The organism is Mesorhizobium sp. LCM 4577 (assembly GCF_001854795.2).
Lineage (GTDB): Bacteria > Pseudomonadota > Alphaproteobacteria > Rhizobiales > Rhizobiaceae > Mesorhizobium > Mesorhizobium plurifarium.
In genome coordinates this window covers 25,670-44,028 of the sequence record NZ_MDDU01000053.1, presented here as the reverse complement: position 1 = coordinate 44,028, position 18,359 = coordinate 25,670, and the positions used below count along the sequence as shown (strand labels likewise).

Here is an 18,359-nt window from a genome sequence, read left to right as displayed (position 1 = left end):
GAGCTGTGGCCAAACTGCTACCACAACACAACAGTCCAGCTGTAGACAGGACACTGGATGCGGCGCTCTCGTCTGTGAGAGCGACGGCAAAGCATATCGACACCCGTGTCGTGCGCGGACGCCTAACTAGGGCCGTCGGTACTGTTCTCCATGCCGTGTTGCCGGATGCTCGAATTGGGGAACTTTGTCTGCTGCAGGATCCGCGCACCGGACGCTCTCTCGAAGCCGAGGTGATCGGTTTCCTTCAAGATGGCGTGCTGCTCACCCCGATCGGTGACATGGTGGGCCTGTCCAGTCGCGCAGAAGTGGTCGCTAGCGGTCGAATGCATGAAGTGCCGGTCGGCCCCGATTTGCTTGGCCGCGTGATCGACAGCTTTGGCCGTCCCCTCGACGGCAAAGGCGCTCTCAAAGCCGACCAAACGCGCCCGCTTCGGGGCAAGGCGCCCAACCCCATGACAAGGCGCATGATCGAGCGACCATTCCCACTTGGCATCCGCGCCTTGGATGGTCTCCTGACGTGCGGCGAAGGCCAGCGGATTGGGATCTATGGAGAGCCTGGTTGCGGCAAGTCAACATTACTATCGCAGATCATAAAGGGCGCGGCGGCCGATGTTAACATAATTGCCCTCATTGGCGAGCGCGGGCGCGAAGTGCGCGAATTCGTTGAGCGACACCTTGGGGAAGCGGCTCTTCGTCGTACGATCGTTGTGGTCGAAACATCCGACCGCTCGGCCATGGAGCGGGCGCAATGTGCTCACATGGCAAGCGCGCTTGCCGAACATTTTCGTGAACAAGGGCAACGCGTCGTTCTAATGATGGATTCCTTGACGCGCTTTTGCCGGGCCATGCGCGAAATCGGACTTGCTGCGGGCGAGCCGCCGACCCGGCGAGGCTTTCCGCCTTCCGTGTTTGCCATGCTGCCAGGCCTGCTGGAGCGCGCGGGCATGGGTGAGCGTGGCTCAATTACGGCCTTCTATACAGTGCTTGTCGAAGGTGACGGCATGGGGGATCCCATCGCAGAAGAATCGCGCGGCATTCTCGATGGCCATGTCGTCCTCTCACGCACCATCGCTGCGCGATCCCATTTCCCCGCGATCGATGTGCTCCAAAGTCGCAGCCGCGTAATGGATGCGGTCGTGCCTATGGCACATCGCGAGGCGGCATCTACGTTCCGTGATCTCCTCTCGCGCTACGCCGAGTCCGAGTTTTTGGTCAAGGTCGGCGAGTACAAGCAAGGCAACGATCCGCTTACCGACAGGGCTATCGATTCGATCGGCGACCTGCAGGAATTTTTGCGCCAGGGACAAGACGAGGCGAGCGACTTTGAGGAAACCGTCGCATGGATGTTGCAGCTGACCGAATGAATTGTTTCCACGCTACGAGCTTGCGGCGTTTGAAGGATATGCGAGAGCGTAGCGCCTTTCGTGAGCTGTCCAAAAAGGAAGCCAAGGCCCACTTAGCGGCCGAGGCCGCACAGCATGCTTCCCGCGAGCTTGCAATCGCACAGCAACACTGCGCAAGGGCGGAGATGGGGCTTTACCAACGGTTTGCAACGCTTGATGCCTTGTCCATCCAGGCGCTCGATCAAGGCCACCTCCACATAGAGCGGCTTGAGGCTGAGGTCGCCTTGAGGCGAAAGACGCTTGATAACGCCTGCATCGCTCAAGAACAGGCCGAGACAGCGGCGTCTGAGGCAAGGTCGCTCTGGATCAGCTGTTCGGCGGCAAGGAACAAGTGGCAACAAATCGAGGACGACGTCCGGCGCGGCGTCGATATCCGCTCTCAGACCGCAGCCGAGACGGAGGCCGACGATGAGATCCTGCTTCGGTACGCGAGTGTCTCGCTCACCGAGGTGGCGGGCAAGTCAATCTGATGACCACTAGTATTCTTGTCGTGTCGCAATGGTGCCGTCTTGTAGGGCCGAAAACACATTGAGCACGCACGATTCCCTGAAGCCAAAGCTAAGTCTGTCCCACGACGTCGTCTCGTGGCTCAACGAATGCGCACACCCCCGCACGCCTTTTCAGTGCCGGCTCGGCGACGAGCCGCTATCGGTGCGAATGGGACGGCTTGTCTGGCAGCCGGAATCGCTTCCCATCCCAATGCTCGAGTGCATTTGGCGGCTCGGAGATGAGACGATCGTCTTGTCGATCTCCCGCGCACTGATAGAGAGGCTCATCTCGACCGTGCAGAGCGGCATTGGCCTACCTTCCGAGCCAACCGGTTCACTCGTTCTCGAACTCGCACTTGAGCCGCTTATCGCTCGGCTCGAGGCTCAGACGGGGCAGGACGTGCAACTGGCTCAGCTGCGCGAAACCACCATGCCACCTCCCTATCTCGAATACGACGTCGCCTGCGGCCCGATCAACGGCAAAGCTCGTCTGTGCTTATTCTCGCCTCTCGATGGCCCGGTGCCGTTCGCGTTCCACGCCCTGGGGGATCTGATTCGACAGCTGCCGCGACAACCCTGCGAATTACCCGCTGAGCTCCCGATCCTGGTTGCAGGAAAGATCGGCTCGCTTTGCGTTCCGGCGGCGCTTATTCGCAAAACTTCTGCTGGTGATGCTTTGATACCAGACGTATTACCGTTCCACCGCGATCAGGTCATCCTCTCTGCGGGCCGGCTCTGGGCCGTGGCAGATGTTGCGGACGACAGCCTGATCCTGCGGGGGCCTTTCCGCCCGCAACCATGCCCTTTGGAGTATGCGCACATCATGACAGAACCGGAATTGCAGCAAGGGCCATCGGATGCCGAGCTCGACGATATCGAAATCACTCTGGTTTTTGAATGCGGCCGCTGGCTGATGCCGCTGGGGGAACTGAGGAATGCAGGCGAAGGACATGTCTTCGAACTCAATCGGCCGGTCGACGGTCCGATCGATATAGTTGCCAACGGCCGGCGTATCGGCCGTGGCGACATCGTGCGCATCGGCGACGAGCTTGGCATCAGGCTACGTGGCAGGTTGGCTTGCAATGAGTGAGATTCAACCAGGGATCCTGGCGCTTCTTGCGGTTACGGCTGGACTGGGTCTGCTGCTGCTCACAGTCGTCACAACCACGGCCTTTATAAAGATATCAGTGGTTCTATTCCTCGTCCGCAATGCTCTCGGGACGCAGACGATACCCCCGAATATAGTTCTTTACGCGACGGCATTAATTCTCACCGTTTTCGTTAGCGCGCCTGTTATCGAGCAGACCTATGAGCGCGTCACGGACCCGAAGCTCCACTATCAAACCTTCGATGACTGGGTTACCGCTGGCGAGGAGGCACGAGAGCCTTTGCGTGACTATCTCAAGAAGTTCACAAGCGAAGAGCAGCGCCGATTTTTCCTATCTTCGACCAAACAAGTCTGGCCAGAGGAAATGCGCGCCAGGGCGACACCTGATGATTTCGCCATTCTCGTACCGTCCTTTCTAATTTCAGAACTCAAGCGTGCTTTCGAAATTGGGTTTCTTCTTTATCTTCCGTTTATATGCATCGACCTCATCGTGACGACGATTTTGATGGCGATGGGCATGTCAATGGTATCCCCAACAATGATAGCTGTCCCTTTCAAACTATTTATATTTGTTACTATCGATGGTTGGTCCCGACTAACGCAAGGGCTTGTGTTGAGTTATACAACGCCGGGAGGTTGACCATGGATGAGGCCGGCATTGTAGCCCAAATAAGCCAAACCTTAATCGTTTTCATGATTTGGGTTCTGCCGCCACTTATTGCCGCTGTGATTGTCGGCCTTGGCATCGGTATTATCCAGGCGGCAACACAGATTCAGGATGAAACCTTGCACCTGACAGTGAAACTATTGGTCGTTGTTGCGATCCTTGCTCTGTTTGCTCCTGTGCTAACCGCTCCGCTCATCGAGCAAGCCGATTACGTGTTCTCACAGTTTCCCGCGATTATACCGAGTCACTAGCCTTCATTATGTCTGGTTCGTCACCCGCCGATGCCCAAATGATCATCCATGCGGCCATCGAACTCATCATCGCCGCCGGTCTTGCTGCGGCTCGCCCTGTCGGCATTATGCTGGTCGTGCCTGTATTTACGCGGTCTCAACTTGGCGGGCTAATCAGAACATGCCTTGCGGTCGCGTTCKGGCTACCGTGCTTGGCACCCATCAGAGACGGATTACAGCTGCTCGATGCTGATACCCGTTTCATCCAAGTGACACTGCTCGGTTTGAAGGAGATCTTTGTCGGCCTGCTACTTGGGATTCCACTCGGAATCCCGATATGGAGCCTCCAGGCGGCCGGTGAGCTTGTCGACACCCAGCGCGGCATCACCAGCCAAGTCGGTCCGGTAGACCCTGCGACGAACACTCAGGCATCCGCGATGGGACTTTTTCTCGGAATCACAGCAATCACGATCTTCGTCGCATCGGACGGCCTGCAGATCATGATCAGCGCCCTTTATGGCAGCTACTCAATCTGGCCCGTATATCAATTTCATCCCGCCCTGACCTCACAAGGGGCAATGGAATTAATCGCACTTCTCGACCGGATTATGGTGACGAGTTTACTAGTCGCCGGGCCTGTCGTGGCCTTTCTGTTACTAGTTGACATTTCGGTAATGATCCTTGCCCGCTTTGCCCCGCAACTCAAATCGAACCGTCTTTCCCCGACGATCAAAAATATCGGCTTTCCGATCATCATGGTCACCTACACTGCGTATCTCATCGACGCCATGGCGTCAGATATCGCACAGGCTAACCGCGGGCTCGAGGCGTTCGAAAAGATGCTGAAATGAGCACGAGCGAAGAGAAGAAACACCCGGGCACTCACAAGAAGCTAAGCGAAGCTCGCAAGAAGGGGCAGATTGCACGCAACACCGATTTCGTCCGCGCCGTCGGCACCTGCGCCGGTCTCGGCTATCTATGGTTAAGAGCTAGCGCGATCGAAGACAAATGCATCGAAGCGGTTTTGTTGACCGACAAGCTGCAGAATCTGCCTTTCAATATTGCTGTCGGGCAAGCGCTAATTCTCTTGACCGAACTCACCGTGACGACCGTCGGCCCGCTGCTTGGAACTGTAGCCGCCGCGGCGGTCTCGGCCGCATTCATCTCTAACGGTGGACTACTCTTCTCGTTTGAGCCGATGGCGCCAAAGCTTGAAAAAATCAATCCTTTTCAAGGGTTTAAGCGCATCGTGACGATGCGCTCCTTAACCGACCTTGGCAAGGCGCTGGTGAAGCTATTAGTCCTCGGCGCTATCTTTCTTTTTGCTATTCTGGGCATGTGGAAAACGATGATCTATCTGCCGGTCTGCGGCATTTCGTGCCTCGGCTTCGTCTTTACGGAGGTGAAACTGCTGGTCGGGATTGGTGCTGGTGCACTTCTGGTCGGCGGCTTGATCGATCTCCTGCTCCAGCGCTGGTTGTTTTTGCGCGACATGCGCATGACTGAGACCGAGGTCAAGCGCGAAAGGAAGGAACAAGAAGGTACGCCAGAGTTGAAGCGTGAACAACGTCGCCTACGTCAAGAGATGGCTGGCGAACCTCCGCTTGGCGTGAAGTCCGCCACATTGATCTTGAGAGGGCGGGCGATATTGGTCGGTCTGCGTTACGTGAGGGGCGAGACTGGGGTGCCGGTCTTGGTTTGCCGCGGCGAGGGCGAGGCTGTTTCACCTATCTTCGAAGCGGCGCAAGCTCTACGTCTAAGTATTGTCGACGATGATGGCCTGGCGCGTCAGCTCATCCAGACGACAAAGCTAGGAAAACCTGTTCCAATGCAGTATTTTGAGCCCGTCGCGAGAGCACTCCATGCCGCCGGCTTAGTCTAGATGCGTAGACAAAATCGGTTTCTCCGTGATTGCGCAGCCTACTTTGCCGCTATGGACCATGGGCAAACCGGAATCGTCTGTGTGTCGGGCCGGCCTCACATTTTTAGAGAATTATCGCAATGTTCGCGACATCGGGACTCCCGTTTCTGCTCAACGCGCTCGGTCCGCCGTCACAAGTCATCTTGCCCCGCCTAGTCGGTGACAGTGAAACTCCTGCTGAGCCGCTAGCGATGTGCACATGGGCAATGCGCACGACGAACGTCCACCGACCGACTGCCGACGGTAGCTGATCCATACGCGCGTCGGACGAGAAGGGGCGGGGAGATTGTCGGCCTGCTCGGCCACAGCGCCGGCTGATTGTAGCGAGCCGCAAGCGGGCGTAGACTGTATTGATGCCTGGTGCTGGAAAGGCGCATCCGTCTCCTGCTAAGGACTCGACGTTCTGGACGCCCAACTCTCGAACGGCACCTGGTTCCATTGACCGATGTCCGGTCCAGAACTGCGCAACTTTTAACTGTGCCGCTGAAGGGCGCCGCACCGCGCTGCCTTCGCCACATCTACAGTTCTGTACGTTCAAACTATCCGAAAAACCCTTATACCGACCAGGGTGTCGACGCGGGGGGGGGCGCATGCTGACCTACGCCATCACCGTCCTTACCCATGGCACGACACAAGTTTAGGCTTCCCTGCCCTCGCCGCATAGGTGGGCGTGCAACGCGCTCAGGCAAGCATCCGCACTCTTAAGATCTCGCTGGTGCTGCGGGGCAATCGTGAGATCGGCAAGTTGATAGACAGGATTACGCACGCGCATCAGATCTGTGACGGACTGGTCTTGATCGTCGGTTTTAGTCTTGAGACGCTCGTGCCTCTGATTGCGCCTGATCACGTTCTCGTGGGTATTGAGCCAGATTGAGACCGCCTTCGCACTGACAAGATGCCGAATTTCCTCGAACATGAACGTTTCATCGCCGGTTGCGAGCACCTTCGGCCCTTGTTCGAGCGACTTCTTTATCTCTTTCATCTCAAGATCTCTGAAATGCACCTCCCCATCCTCAGCGAAGATCTTAGCTATGGACTTGCCAGTCTTAGCCTCGATCTCCTTATCCGCATCGACGAATTTCAGCCCCAGTCGTCTGGCGAGCACCCGGCCAAAACTGGATTTCCCAGCGCCCTTCATGCCGACAAGCACGATCGGTCGCGAGCCCAGAGCGCCAAGAATTTCTTGTCCGATCGCGGACCGCGCCGTCGTGTGCTTAGGCGGCTCCACTTTCAATCGACGAATTAGACTGGCACCGACTGAACTATCCGCGTCGGGTTCCCAGTGCGGGATCCCTATGGCTCCGTCAGGGATGACAACCTTGTTGCAAGCGTTTCGCACACGCTCCAAGAGTGGCTCGGCTATCGAGGGATCCAGGGACTCTCGGCTGCCTCGCTGGAGCTCCTGCAGTTTCTGCAGCTCCTTGTACGTGTCATGATTGTCGATCTTGGCCTTGTAGCTGTCGGCCGTGTGGAACTCTACTTCAAAGCGGTAGCCCTCAGGCGTGGCGAGAACAGTCTTGATGCCGACAAAGGTTGGAGATCGCGTCTTGAACCAGTTGATTGTGCTGACCTCCGAATAGCCTCGCTCTTCGAAGGCTAGAATGGCCTTCTTGAAGGCGGGCGTAAATTCCTTGTCGGGGAGCTCGTAAAGATGACGTACAGCGTTGCCGATCAGCTGGGCGCCGGCTTCGACGGGGACCTGCACGCCGAAGAGCTGGTCTGTCATGGAGGCGTCCGACCTCAGCCTGTGCTCAAGATGAGGCATATTCACTTGGATGCCGGCTTTCCTGAGACTCGCGGCAACTCCGAGCGCCGCTGCAGTGATGTTCTCTTCCACCTCTTTGGCACGCGACGACTCGATTTTGGCGCGCTCCAACGCCTCCTCGCGGTTCAGCGTTATGGTCATGTCGCTATCTCCGACGGCGAGCCGGAGGTTGGAGGGCCTGGACAGAAGGCCTTGCTCCGCAGCGAACTTAATCGAGGATTCCATGATGGAAGCCGCCAGAGTGGGGTTGTCCTTCAGCTCCTTCAAGGCTGCATCGGAATCAAAGCTTCCGTGGTGGAGAGCCGCCGCCGTGCTCTTTACATATGGTACGGTGGCTAGGCCCGGGATCTGTTGCAGCAGGCGCTGAAGGTACCCGCTCTTGAACATAAATGTGTGGGCGCCAGTGTCGGATTTATAGGCGTCAGTTCCGACTTTGATACCCAGGCTGAGGAGATTGTTTGTACTTTGCACGAGATCGTGTGGGTTATAACCATCGGGTCGCGGATCGATGCGTGCAGGGTAACGGTCCACCAGAAGCTGGACGCGCTCGCGTGGCTGGGTCGTTACCGAGTAGCTCTCCGCCAGTTCCGGAAATAGCGCGGAAAGCGGTTGGCTTACTGCGACAGGAGCCTCGCTCATGCTCGTGTCCGTTTCGGGCAGGGCTTGCTCCTCCAGCCTCCCGGCCCAAGCCTCGAGCTCGGCGAGGAGCAATTCGGCCATCTCGCGCGCGACCGGATGGTTGGCAAGTACGATCTCACGCCGCGCTATCTCGCGCGCGTCCAGAAAGCTCAGAGCGCTGACCCGCTCCTGCTCCAGCAGGCTTCGAATATTTCGCTTGAGCTGTGGGTGAATGCCTTCGTACGTTCCGAAGATGGCACGCTCGGCAAACCACTGTCGCGCTTCGTGGGATTGAGCCAGAAAGCCTCGCTGCAAGCCGGTGTAGATTTCCAGAACGTTCCGCGTGGCAGCGAGGATCTGGCTGGCGCGACCGAACTTGTAGTGACCGTTGTCAATCGCCGGAGTATGGGACTTTGGCGGCTTGAGCGAGCCAAGCCCGCGCGCCTGCTCCTCTTTATCGAATTGCCTCACATGCTCGTAAAGCAGCGGCCGATCGCCGATAATGATGACGCTATCCCCGTCGAAATCGCCGTCAAGCTTTTTCTGTTCGCTGGGCGGCACGGCAACCACCGAGCCCGGGGCAAACACCTCCGTCGCCTGGAGGATGCCGACGCAGTCGACCGGCGTGTCCACCTTCGCGCGGTCCTTGCCCGTGGTCCAATTCGAATGGCACTTGACGTCCTCGGAAGACATCACAAGCCCTCGGTCGGAATAGTCGGCGGGCCACATCTCATCCGGCACCACGATCAGAACGCCTTTCGCAAACAAAGTCGGATCGTCGGCCGCTAGTTCCTCGCCAGACTTATGCGCGACATTGAAGCTGTATTGGATGGCCGTGCAGTTATCGAGAAACACGGCGGTCGGATCTCCATCGACCGCCGACTTGACTTGCTCAGCGGCGAACGGCCTCAGGTTCGGCTTGTCATAAGGGGATCGCCCGATTAGCGTGCCGCCACTGCTCAAGGTCTGGCTCTTGAGCGTTGGCACATGCAGGCAGCTGTCGGCGGACGGGACGGCGATTGCGCCCGGACCATTGATGTTTGCCGCCGTAACCGTGCGAAATAGCTCTTCGGACGTCAACTGTAGCCTTTCCTTGCTACGTAGCCAGGTCAGAGCCTTTTGGCGCGCCTCATCCGCCACTTGCTCGCTGCGCGGATAATGTTGCAGCGCCGAGACCGGGAGGGACGTGTTCTTTGCCTCACCATAGGCAAGCACCCGGTCCGGACCGTCTTCCTGCTCGCCGCCACGACGAACGGCCGGCATGAGATTCGCCAGCGAGGCCTTTATGAAACCGCAGCCGTCATGCGGTCGCAACGCGATTGGCCCTTCCGGCCCCGTCAGCCTGAAGGGGTGCGCCTCGCCCGTGGGACGGTCCGGCAGCAGCACCAATTTGAAGGCGCCTTCCAACGCGTAGTCGTGAGGAGATAGATCTTTGATCGCCGGAGGCGCCGCAAAGCCCCTGCGCTGAGTGTAATAATAGGCCTCCTTGAAAGGTGCCCAGGCGCGCGAGAGCTGCTCGAAGGCAGTGCCGGGTGCGGTTTCGGCATAAGGGATTGCCAGCAACTTTCCCCCGGAAGGCTTTGTTGGCTCGCCTGGGGCACGCGCGGCAACCTGAGACACGTTCAATCGCGGCGGCTTCAATTTGCTACCGCCGAACAGGTCCATGCGGTATGGCACGCCATCGACGGTGAGCGTCCGCGCCAGCATGAATGCACTCGGGGTCGCTGGCAGTTGCACGGCGACCACGGGCAGTCTTCCCGAGGTCAGGCGATGGAAAATCGAATAGCGTGTTTCGGGCTCGCCGGGCAACGGCCGCCCCTGCATGTCCACCACAGGCAACCGCATCAGTCCTGCATCGCCCTGCGGCGGCCTGGGCTCGTGATCCATGCTCTGCAGCACCTGAAGCACGTCGAACACTGAGGCCGGATGCTGCGCCTGGATCGCCGCCGCATCCTGTTCTATGAACAGGTCTAACGCATCCACCGGACTGTCGGCCTCGATCTGCGCGATCAAGTTCCAGCTCATGTTGGAAAGGTCGCCTTCAATGAGACCGCGCGTCCTGTGCAGGATATCCTTGGTCTTGCCCTCCAGCTCTTGTTGCCGCACCCGCAAGTCGGCCCGCTTACCCTCGACATACGGCGACCTGAATAGTCTCTCCAGCACCGCACGCGCCTTGAGCGTCTGGTAGATCGATAGTGCGGGGGAGCGGCTCGCAAGCGGCCCGCGCGTCCGCTCGGCATCGCTTGCGTTCAGATGCGCTTCAATCTTCTGCTCAAGAACCGGTTGAAGGTCGTTCAGCAACGTCAGAGCCTGCCTGCGGTGCCAGCGCAGCGGCTTCTGTGGGCTGCGCGCCAATGGCAACAGAGCCGCACACATGTTACCCATCGTTTCCAGATCGACCTGCGTCGCAAAACCAGGGGCTTGACGCAATTCCGAGAGCCGATTCAACCCTGCCGATGCCAGCAAACCGAGATCGTCGACCAGTCGAGCCTTACCCAGCCCCTTGAAAATGATCGTGATGTCTAAAGGGCCGGCCTGCGCCAGCCGCTCATTATCATAGTTCAGATAGTGAGCGAGTTTGTGCAACCGATCCTTCGGCAGAACGGCGTCTGTTATCTCGCCACTGTCCTCTGCCCTCACGATCATTCGCGACAGAGCATTGACGATCAGGCTAAGCTGAGGTGTGGTGAATACACCAAATCGCTGTCCCCGAGCACCTAAGCTGCGCGCGATGTCAATTGTGGACTGCCTGCACGTCTCCTCTTCCGGCCACTTGCTAAACCCGTTCATCAAGATGGCCATTAACCGCGGAGCGAAATCAGCGAACTGGCGCTGACGTGCTTCACTGGYGATCGCGACTGTGGCTCTGCGGCCGTCCTCCCCGTCTGGCCACTTGCTGAAACCRTTCACCAGGTTCGACAGTCCCTCCGGGGCAAAATGGGAGAGGTCGGCGCGGCGGAGAACCTCAGCGGCAATCGCAAACGTGGCTTCGCGAGGTTCCGGCGACTCCGGCCACTTGCTAAAACCGTTCACCAGATTCGCCAAATGTTGTGAGGTAAATTGAGAGAACCGGGCGGGGCGGCGGAGAACCTCGCCCGCGATGGCGAACGTGGCATCGCGAGGGTACGACGATTCCGGCCATTTGCTGAAACCGTTCACCAGATTCGCAAGTTCCTGCGAAGTAAAATCAGAGAGGCGGACGGCGCGGTGAACGATCGTGTGGGCAATGGCGACTGTGGCTTGCTCAGAACCGGCCTGGTCTGGCCATTTACTGAAACCGTTCACTAGATTCGCCAACTCCTGCGAACTGAAATCGGAGAGCCGAACGGCGCGGCCATGAACTTCTGATGCTATTGCGAGCATCGCGTCGCGACAGTTCGTCTCTTCCGGCCACTTGCTAAAACCGTTCACCAGATTGGCTAAATGTTGCGAAGTAAATTGAGAGTGCCGGGTGCCTCGGCGAAGAACCTCGTTGGCGATCGCGACCGTGGCTTGATAAGATGACGTCCGTTCGGGCCATTTGCTGAAACCGTTCACTAGGTTCGCCAGTCCTTGGGCAACAAAATCAGAGAGCTGACGGCCTTGAACCTCCTCTGCGATAGCGGCCGCCGCGTCGCGGCAGGTAGGGGCTTCCGGCCATTTGCTGAAACCGTTCACCAGATTAGCCAAATGCTGGTGAGCGAAATCGCCGAGTAAGGCGCCGCGGCGCAGAATCTCATGCGCGGTTGCAATCGTGGCTTGGCGGCAGTCCTCCGCATGCGGCCATTTGCTGAAACCATTCACTAGATTCGCTAGTTCGTGCGGAGCAAAGTCAAAGAGCTGGCCGGGATGGACCTCCCGTGCGATTGAGAACGTCATCTCGCGACAATTCGGTCCATTCGGCCACTTGCTAAAACCGTTCACCAAGTTCGCCAACTGCTGGTGAGTAAAATCAGAGAGCCGGTCGGCTCGGCAAAAAAGTGCGTTGGCGATTGCGTCTGCGGCTTGCTGAGAATCCGCCTCTTCGGGCCATTTGCTGAAGCCGTTCACCAAGTTCACGATGTCCTGGCGATTAAATTCAGAGAGCTCGAGCTGGCGCGTGCCTCGGCGACGCAGTTCAGAGGCTATGGCGATTGTGGCTTGGCGAGCCGACGCGTCTTGCGGCCACTTGCTWAAACCGTTCACCACTGTCGCCAACGCTTGCGGTGCAAAGTCATAGAACTGGTCGGCGCGGCGAAAGACCTCACCGGCGATTGCAATGGCTGCGGCGCGGCAGCCCTCCCCGTCCGGCCACTTGCTGAAGCCGTTCACCAAGTTCGCCAAGTTCTGGTGAGTAAAGTCAGAAAGCCGATCGCGGCGGAGGACCTCGCTGGAGATTGCGCCGGTGGCTTGGCGAGACCATTCTTCTTCGGGCCACTTGCTGAAGCCATTCACCAGGTTCGCCAGGTCCTGGGGGGGAATATCCGAGAGTTCGGCGCGGCGCAGAACCTCACTGGCGATCGCGGCAACGACTTGTTGAGATGCCACCTGCTCCGGCCACTTGCTCAAGCCGTTCACCAGGTTCGTCAGGTTCTTGTAATCAAAGTCCGAGAGCCCAGCGTCGCCCCGTGCCCGGCGAAGGACCTCGCTGGCGATCCCGACTGAGACTTGCTGAGATGCCGCCTCTGCTGGCCACTTGCTGAAGCCGTTCACCAAAGTCGCCAGTGCCTGCTGAGTAAGACTAGGGAGCTGGTCGACGCGGCTAAAAATCTCGCCGGCGATTGCGATCCCTGCTTCGCGACAATCCGCCATGTCCGGCCACTTGCTGAAACCGTTAACGAGGTTTGTTAGGTTCTGGTGAGTAAAATCAGAAAGTTGATCGCGGCGGCCAATGACCTCACTGGCGATCGCGACTGTGGCTTGGTGGCAGCCCGCATTGGTGGGGCATTTGCTCAGCCCGTTTACCAGGTTCGCCAGCTCCTGCGCAGTAAAATCAGCGAGCCCTTCATTAAGGGCGCAGCTGGAAAGTTGTGTGGCGATGGCGACTATGGCTTGGCGGGACGATACGTCTTCGGGCCACTTGCTGAAGCCGTTCACCAAGTTTGCCAAATCCTGATGGTTGAAATCGGAGAGCCGGGAACGGCGGTCACGACGCAGAACTTCCACGGCGATCGCGCTCGTGGCTTGGCGAGACGACACGTCTTGTGGCCACTTGCTGAAGCCGTTTACCAAGTTTGCTAGCTCCTGCTGATTGAAATCGGAGAGTCGGGAATGCTGGTCACGGCGCAGGATCTCCCCGGCAATCGCGACTGTGGCTCTCCGAAATGAGTCCTGCGCCGGCCATTTGGAGAAGCCGTTCACAAGATTTGCCAGCTCTTGGTGAGTAAATTCAGAGAGCCTGGAGTGCCGGCTGCGACGCAGGACCTCGCCAGCGATCATGTCGGTGGCTTGACAAATGACCTCCTCTTCCGGGCACTTGCCGAAGCCGTTTACAAGGTTCGCAAGGTCCTGGTGATTGAAAGCGGAGAGCCCGGGGTCGCTGCGAGTGCGGCGAAGGACCTCCCCGGCGAGCGCAATCATAGCGTCGCGGCAATCGCCTGCTTGCGGCCACTTGCCGAAGCCATTTGCAAGGTTCGCCAAGTTTTGCTGCGCAAAATCAGACAGCCGGAAACGTCGCTCGGTGCGACGGCCGACCTCACGGGCAACGGCTTCCGCGCCCCCACGAGTTTCCGGCCGCTGCGGCCACTTGCTAAAACCGTTCACCAGCAACGACAGACTTTGACTATTCAGCCCCCCAAGTGCCCTGTCTTCATCGCGGCAAAATTGGGCTATTCTGATCGTTGCATTGCGGCACGTTCTCGACTGCGGATGCCGACCAAACGACGCCGCGAAGAGCGAAAGAGCTTTGGGCTCCACTTCGCACATCAACCTATCATTAAGCTGCGACACCCGAGCTGCAATCGCCTTGCAGGCGTCGACGCCTTCCTCACCTCCGGCCTCGCGACTTACTGCGTTGCATGCTGTGGCATAGCCCCATGATTTCCCGCGGCGTATATCTTCCTCGAAACGTGTGACAAATTGACTTCTGAACTGGGCGGCGGCCTTTTGCACGAAGTCTGCATGGATTCCGTCATCCGCTCCCTGCAGCCGCCTGTCATACTCCACTACTGCACACGAGAATCCAACGATGTCCCGGGCGAAGTAAATTGCGTCTAGACCTTCGTTAGATTCTTGTTCTGAGAGTGCACTGCTCTGGGCGGCGACACCACTCATGCGCCGCCTTTTTGATGAGCGATCCAGGCCTGTTGCGGATTGCCTGTGCGAGGCACTTGGCCGCAATCTGCTGGACTGACCGGTACCGTGGCCCTCCGTACCGGAACGCGATGAACGTTCCTCCCAATTTGTCGCGCTGCGATCCGGCAGATAGCGAGCATCAGGCTGAACGTCACGCGCATCTACCGAAGGGTCATGTGAGGGGCGGTGTCGGGCATCGCTGGTCGAAGGCGGCCTTTGAGCGGAGGAGGTTCCTGAATCTCGACTGTCAGAGTGCAGACCCTGCATGACCGAACTGAACGCCGTGGCATCGTTTCCAGCGCCAATATCGGACCCAGCATGGGACCAGCGGGGGCCTGATCCGCCTGGCGCATTCGCACGTCGGTTAACTCCTGTCATAAGCCGTCTCCCTTGCAACCGATGATGCGCCGATTACACAGTGCGGCCGCGACCTGAGCGAGCGAAGCTCCTTCGGCAGCGCCGACGAGACGTAATTCGCCACAACCAGCGTGCGGATCGTCGTTTTTGAACAATCGCGCGCTCTGGCACGGAATACTCCCTGCGACTGACGAAACCCTGACGTGCGCTAGCCGAAATTGAGGTGGATCATGACGATGCCTGACATGTGCAATGTATTGAAGGACGGCCATGAAGGCATCGGCATTGGCGGCGCAAACGAATTTCAGATAGTGAACGATGGCTTGTCGGCCCTTCATACGCTCCTTCGCGGTCGTCTTGAGGGGTTGTTATGATGCCGAGGGGCTGGGCGCAGGGAGCACCACCTCGCCGCGATAGCAAAGCTGCGACCTAGCCCGTTTTATGCACGACGATAGGGTCGACGATACGGTTGATGTCGTTCACGGCCATCAGCAGCTGTCGCTCTTCAACGCCCACTACTACAGGCGTTGCTTTATGCCGATCCATGTATATGACGCCGCGACCTGTCGCCCGGTCGCCATGGTCCTGCGCCTCGGCAAGACCCCGACGGGCGAGGAGATCCGCGGCTATCTGCGCCGCCTCGTGCGCCGCATCCGTGCCCGCTGGCCGACCACCCGCATCCTGATCCGCGGCGATGGCCACTATGGCCGGGCGCACGTCATGGCCAGGTGCGAGAACAACGGCGTCGACTACCCCTTCGGCCAACCCGGCAACAAGGTTCTGCAGCGGCTCGTCGACGAGAGCGCCGACGATATCCGCACCCGCCGCGCGCTCGAGCGGAAGTCGGTGCTGCGCGGCTATGCCGAAACCGCTACAAGGCGAAATCCTGGAAGACGAAACGTCGCGCCTGCGCTCGCATCGAGGCAACCACGATGGCCTCGACATCCGCTTCGTCGTCACCAATCTCGACAAAGGCTCCGCCGAGCACATCTACGACGTGATCTACTGCGCCCGCGGCCGGGCCGAAACCTGATCAAGATGCACAAGAGCCAGCTCGCCTCCGACCGTACCTCCTGCCGCCCACCGATTGCCAACCAGGTCCGTCTTGTCCTGCACACCGCCGCATACTGGCTGATGCTTACCCTGCGCGAAGGCGGTGCCCACGACGCATCATCTGCGCAGCGCCGAGTTGGCTACGCTGCGGCTCAGGCTGCTCAAGCTCGGCGCTCGACCGCGCATCAAGGCCCCACATATGGGCGCACCGGTCCCGCTGCGTGATATGTCTAAAAAACCGCTTGTCGCGTGGCCGTTCCACATATGTCGCTACAGCCAGCCAGCCAGTCAGCGCCTCAGTCGGGTTTGCAGTGCCAGCCGATCGACAACGAGGTTGTCGAGGTGCAGCACGCCCGGCCGTCGTCTTTGCGCCAGGCGCCTAACCAATGCCCGCGTCCCGTCCAGCACAAAGACACCGCAATCATAGCCGTTGCTCTGCTGGGTCATGCGGGCAGGCTCCAGACGAGCGCCCAGCCGTTGTGCGAGCAGTGCTGCAGGCCCGTCGTTGTATCCCACGGCGGAATCGTAGTGATAGGCAGCCGGCATTGCCCGTTCGCGACGATCAACGAGCAGCAGCGACCAATGGCTGCCGCGGCGATTGGGATCCGAAGCACTGGCATCGTTCAGCGGCAGGAACAGGAAGTCGGCTGTGTCATTACCATCCTGATCATAGACAATCTGCTGGAAGGCGCGCGACGCCACGCTGTCGGAGCCCAAGCGCAGATGATAGTGGGCTATGAGCGGATCCACGAGCCGCGTGCGGGAGGCGAGATCCGGATTGTTCCGCTGCAGCTCCTGAATCAGAAGCGCGTAATCCGCCGCGATATGCTCGTCGCTCAGCCAATCCCTGGCGCCGAGTTCTAGCCCACCGTGGCCGTGGAACGAGGCTGTCTGATTCAACGCCGCTATCTGAGCATCCGCCGATGTGCTCGGAAACCCCGGTGCATAGTGAGCATCGTCACGCAACTCGTACGGGGTGGAGGGCAAATCAACCAGAGGGGAAAGACCGCGGTAGATGTCTGACGATGGGGACCTTGCAGACGAGGGCGCGGAGGACTGCATCTGCGTGGTAAGCCAATCCCAAGCTCCCTCGAACGGGGTAACCGGAGCTGAGGAAGGCTCTGCAAACGAGGGCGCGGAGCTCTGCATCTGCGTGCCGAGCCAATCCCAAGCTCCCTCGAACGGAGTATTCGGAGCTGAGGAAAGCTCTGCAGACGGGGGCGCGGAGCTCTGCATCTGCGTCCTGAGACAATCCCAAGCTCCCTCGGACGGAGTATTCTGAGCTGAGGGAAACTCTTGAAACGAGCTGGCGTGCTGGGCGCCTTCCCCGGCAAACGAATCCGCCTCCTCGGGACCCCGCAACCCGAGCGCTCTATTCGCCTCGACAAGTTGCAGGTATTGCCGAAGCATCGTGAAATCGGTTCCATAGAGCCGAGGTGAAACCTTCCTAAAGTTCTTGGCATCTGCGTTTAAGCCACGTCGCTGGTCAGCATCGTTAAGCCGGTCAACTATGTTGCTCTTACCTTCCCTTTGGAGCCAGTCACTGAAGGCACGAAGGCGGCTAGCCCGGTCTTGAAAAGGCAGCTTTTGCGCCGTAGTCGCATCTCCAAGTCCACGTATGGCTTCGTCCAGCATCGCGTCGATGACACGGGCGTCTGCGGGATAGGGGTGCAGGAGGTGCCGCCCCATGAGACGCGGGCCGGGCCCGATCTGTTCGAAGCCGCACCCTTCCGACATGAGCCTCCGGAGATGATTCAGCGTCGACTGAAGACGGTTCTCAGGGTCATTACCCTCGGCTTTATACAGGTCTAAATCGTCCGCCAGCGATTCATCTCGAAACCGAGAAGCCAACGGCTCCTTGTCGTTCTTATGGAGCCAGTTGGCGAATTTTTTTGCATGTATCAGGCTGCTGTCAATCGTGTTTTTGGGAACGCCGGCTTGCATGGCTGCCGTTTTGAACCGCGTCATAAGCGCATCGTCTTCGGCAGGGAGGGCAGCCAACCGCTGTCGGCGGTGGGGGTTGAAATTCGCGGCGCGTTCCTCGACTTTTGCGGCGTGGAACTCCTGGAGCACTGTCAACGCCGCATGGATACGCTTTGTGCCAGAGAGTGTCGCAAGTCGATTCAACTCCTCGGGGAGATCAAGCAAGCTGGTCAGCGTCAAGTCTTTGGACCAGAGCCATGTCCGGAACTGATGCAGCCTTCCCACCCACCAAGTAACGGTGTCTTTCGAACGGCCGGCGGATGTGGCCGCCTCCCTGAAGTCACCAATAAGCCTCTCGTCATCTGTGAGCTCAGCTGGTGGGAGATTGGTTTGTCGGATGTTTTCCAATGCCTCTATGACTTGATCTTTGATTTTCTTGCTGCCGGTAGAGTCAAATTGCTGCGCATACTCCCGTGCATCGTTGTCCAACTCATGGTCGTTCAGCCGGTCGGCAATTGGGTCCCTCTCGCGCTGGTTAAGCCATGCACTGAACTGGTGCAAATGAGATGCATTC

10 protein-coding genes and 2 pseudogenes are annotated in these 18,359 nt (G+C 58.8%); 10 read left to right on the top strand and 2 right to left on the bottom strand.

Features of this window, described 5'->3' with window-relative positions:
- The first annotated feature begins 5 nt into the window (after nt 1-5).
- The 8 genes and pseudogenes from sctN to LCM4577_RS29090 form a co-directional block, all read left to right on the top strand.
- On the top strand, nt 6-1,364 hold the full coding sequence (gene sctN / locus LCM4577_RS29125; protein WP_071074416.1) for a type III secretion system ATPase SctN: 1,359 nt from the start codon (nt 6-8) through the stop codon (nt 1,362-1,364).
- Nucleotides 1,340-1,873, top strand: a complete 534-nt coding sequence (locus LCM4577_RS29120) for a hypothetical protein (RefSeq protein ID WP_040971368.1) — start codon at nt 1,340-1,342, stop codon at nt 1,871-1,873. The genes sctN and LCM4577_RS29120 overlap by 25 nt, the downstream gene beginning before the upstream one ends.
- 58 nt (nt 1,874-1,931) lie before the next feature.
- Nucleotides 1,932-2,981: a type III secretion system cytoplasmic ring protein SctQ gene (gene sctQ / locus LCM4577_RS29115; RefSeq protein WP_041006923.1), complete on the top strand. Its 1,050-nt coding sequence runs from the start codon at nt 1,932-1,934 to the stop codon at nt 2,979-2,981.
- Nucleotides 2,974-3,639 carry a type III secretion system export apparatus subunit SctR gene (sctR, locus tag LCM4577_RS29110; protein WP_040971369.1) on the top strand — a complete coding sequence of 222 codons (666 nt, stop codon included), beginning with the start codon at nt 2,974-2,976 and terminating at the stop codon, nt 3,637-3,639. Before sctQ ends, sctR begins: the two co-directional genes overlap by 8 nt.
- Before the next feature lie 2 nt (nt 3,640-3,641).
- On the top strand, nt 3,642-3,917 hold the full coding sequence (locus LCM4577_RS29105; protein WP_071074415.1) for an EscS/YscS/HrcS family type III secretion system export apparatus protein: 276 nt from the start codon (nt 3,642-3,644) through the stop codon (nt 3,915-3,917).
- Nucleotides 3,918-3,925: 8 nt separating this feature from the next.
- A complete protein-coding gene (sctT, locus tag LCM4577_RS29100; RefSeq protein WP_071074414.1) occupies nt 3,926-4,747 on the top strand; it encodes a type III secretion system export apparatus subunit SctT in 822 nt (273 codons plus the stop codon).
- The gene (locus LCM4577_RS29095; protein ID WP_040971372.1) at nt 4,744-5,778 is read left to right on the top strand and encodes an EscU/YscU/HrcU family type III secretion system export apparatus switch protein; all 1,035 of its coding nucleotides are present in this window, start codon (nt 4,744-4,746) and stop codon (nt 5,776-5,778) included. Before sctT ends, LCM4577_RS29095 begins: the two co-directional genes overlap by 4 nt.
- A 198-nt stretch (nt 5,779-5,976) precedes the next feature.
- A pseudogene (locus tag LCM4577_RS29090) lies at nt 5,977-6,132 on the top strand (ISL3 family transposase); the annotation flags it as partial.
- Between the two features lie 322 nt (nt 6,133-6,454).
- Here the strand turns inward: LCM4577_RS29090 and xopAD are convergent.
- On the bottom strand, nt 6,455-14,431 hold the full coding sequence (gene xopAD, locus LCM4577_RS29085) for a XopAD/skwp family type III secretion system effector (protein ID WP_071074413.1): 7,977 nt from the start codon (nt 14,429-14,431) through the stop codon (nt 6,455-6,457).
- Between the two features lie 608 nt (nt 14,432-15,039).
- Between xopAD and LCM4577_RS29080 the strand changes: the two genes are divergently transcribed.
- Together LCM4577_RS29080 and LCM4577_RS29075 are read left to right on the top strand one after the other, a co-directional pair.
- Nucleotides 15,040-15,183: a hypothetical protein gene (locus LCM4577_RS29080; protein WP_157900513.1), complete on the top strand. Its 144-nt coding sequence runs from the start codon at nt 15,040-15,042 to the stop codon at nt 15,181-15,183.
- A gap of 82 nt (nt 15,184-15,265) precedes the next feature.
- Nucleotides 15,266-16,087: pseudogene (locus tag LCM4577_RS29075) on the top strand (transposase); the annotation flags it as partial.
- 63 nt (nt 16,088-16,150) lie between these two features.
- Here the strand turns inward: LCM4577_RS29075 and LCM4577_RS29070 are convergent.
- The gene (locus tag LCM4577_RS29070) at nt 16,151-18,346 is read right to left on the bottom strand and encodes a Ulp1 family isopeptidase (protein ID WP_157900512.1); all 2,196 of its coding nucleotides are present in this window, start codon (nt 18,344-18,346) and stop codon (nt 16,151-16,153) included.
- Nucleotides 18,347-18,359 lie beyond the last annotated feature (13 nt).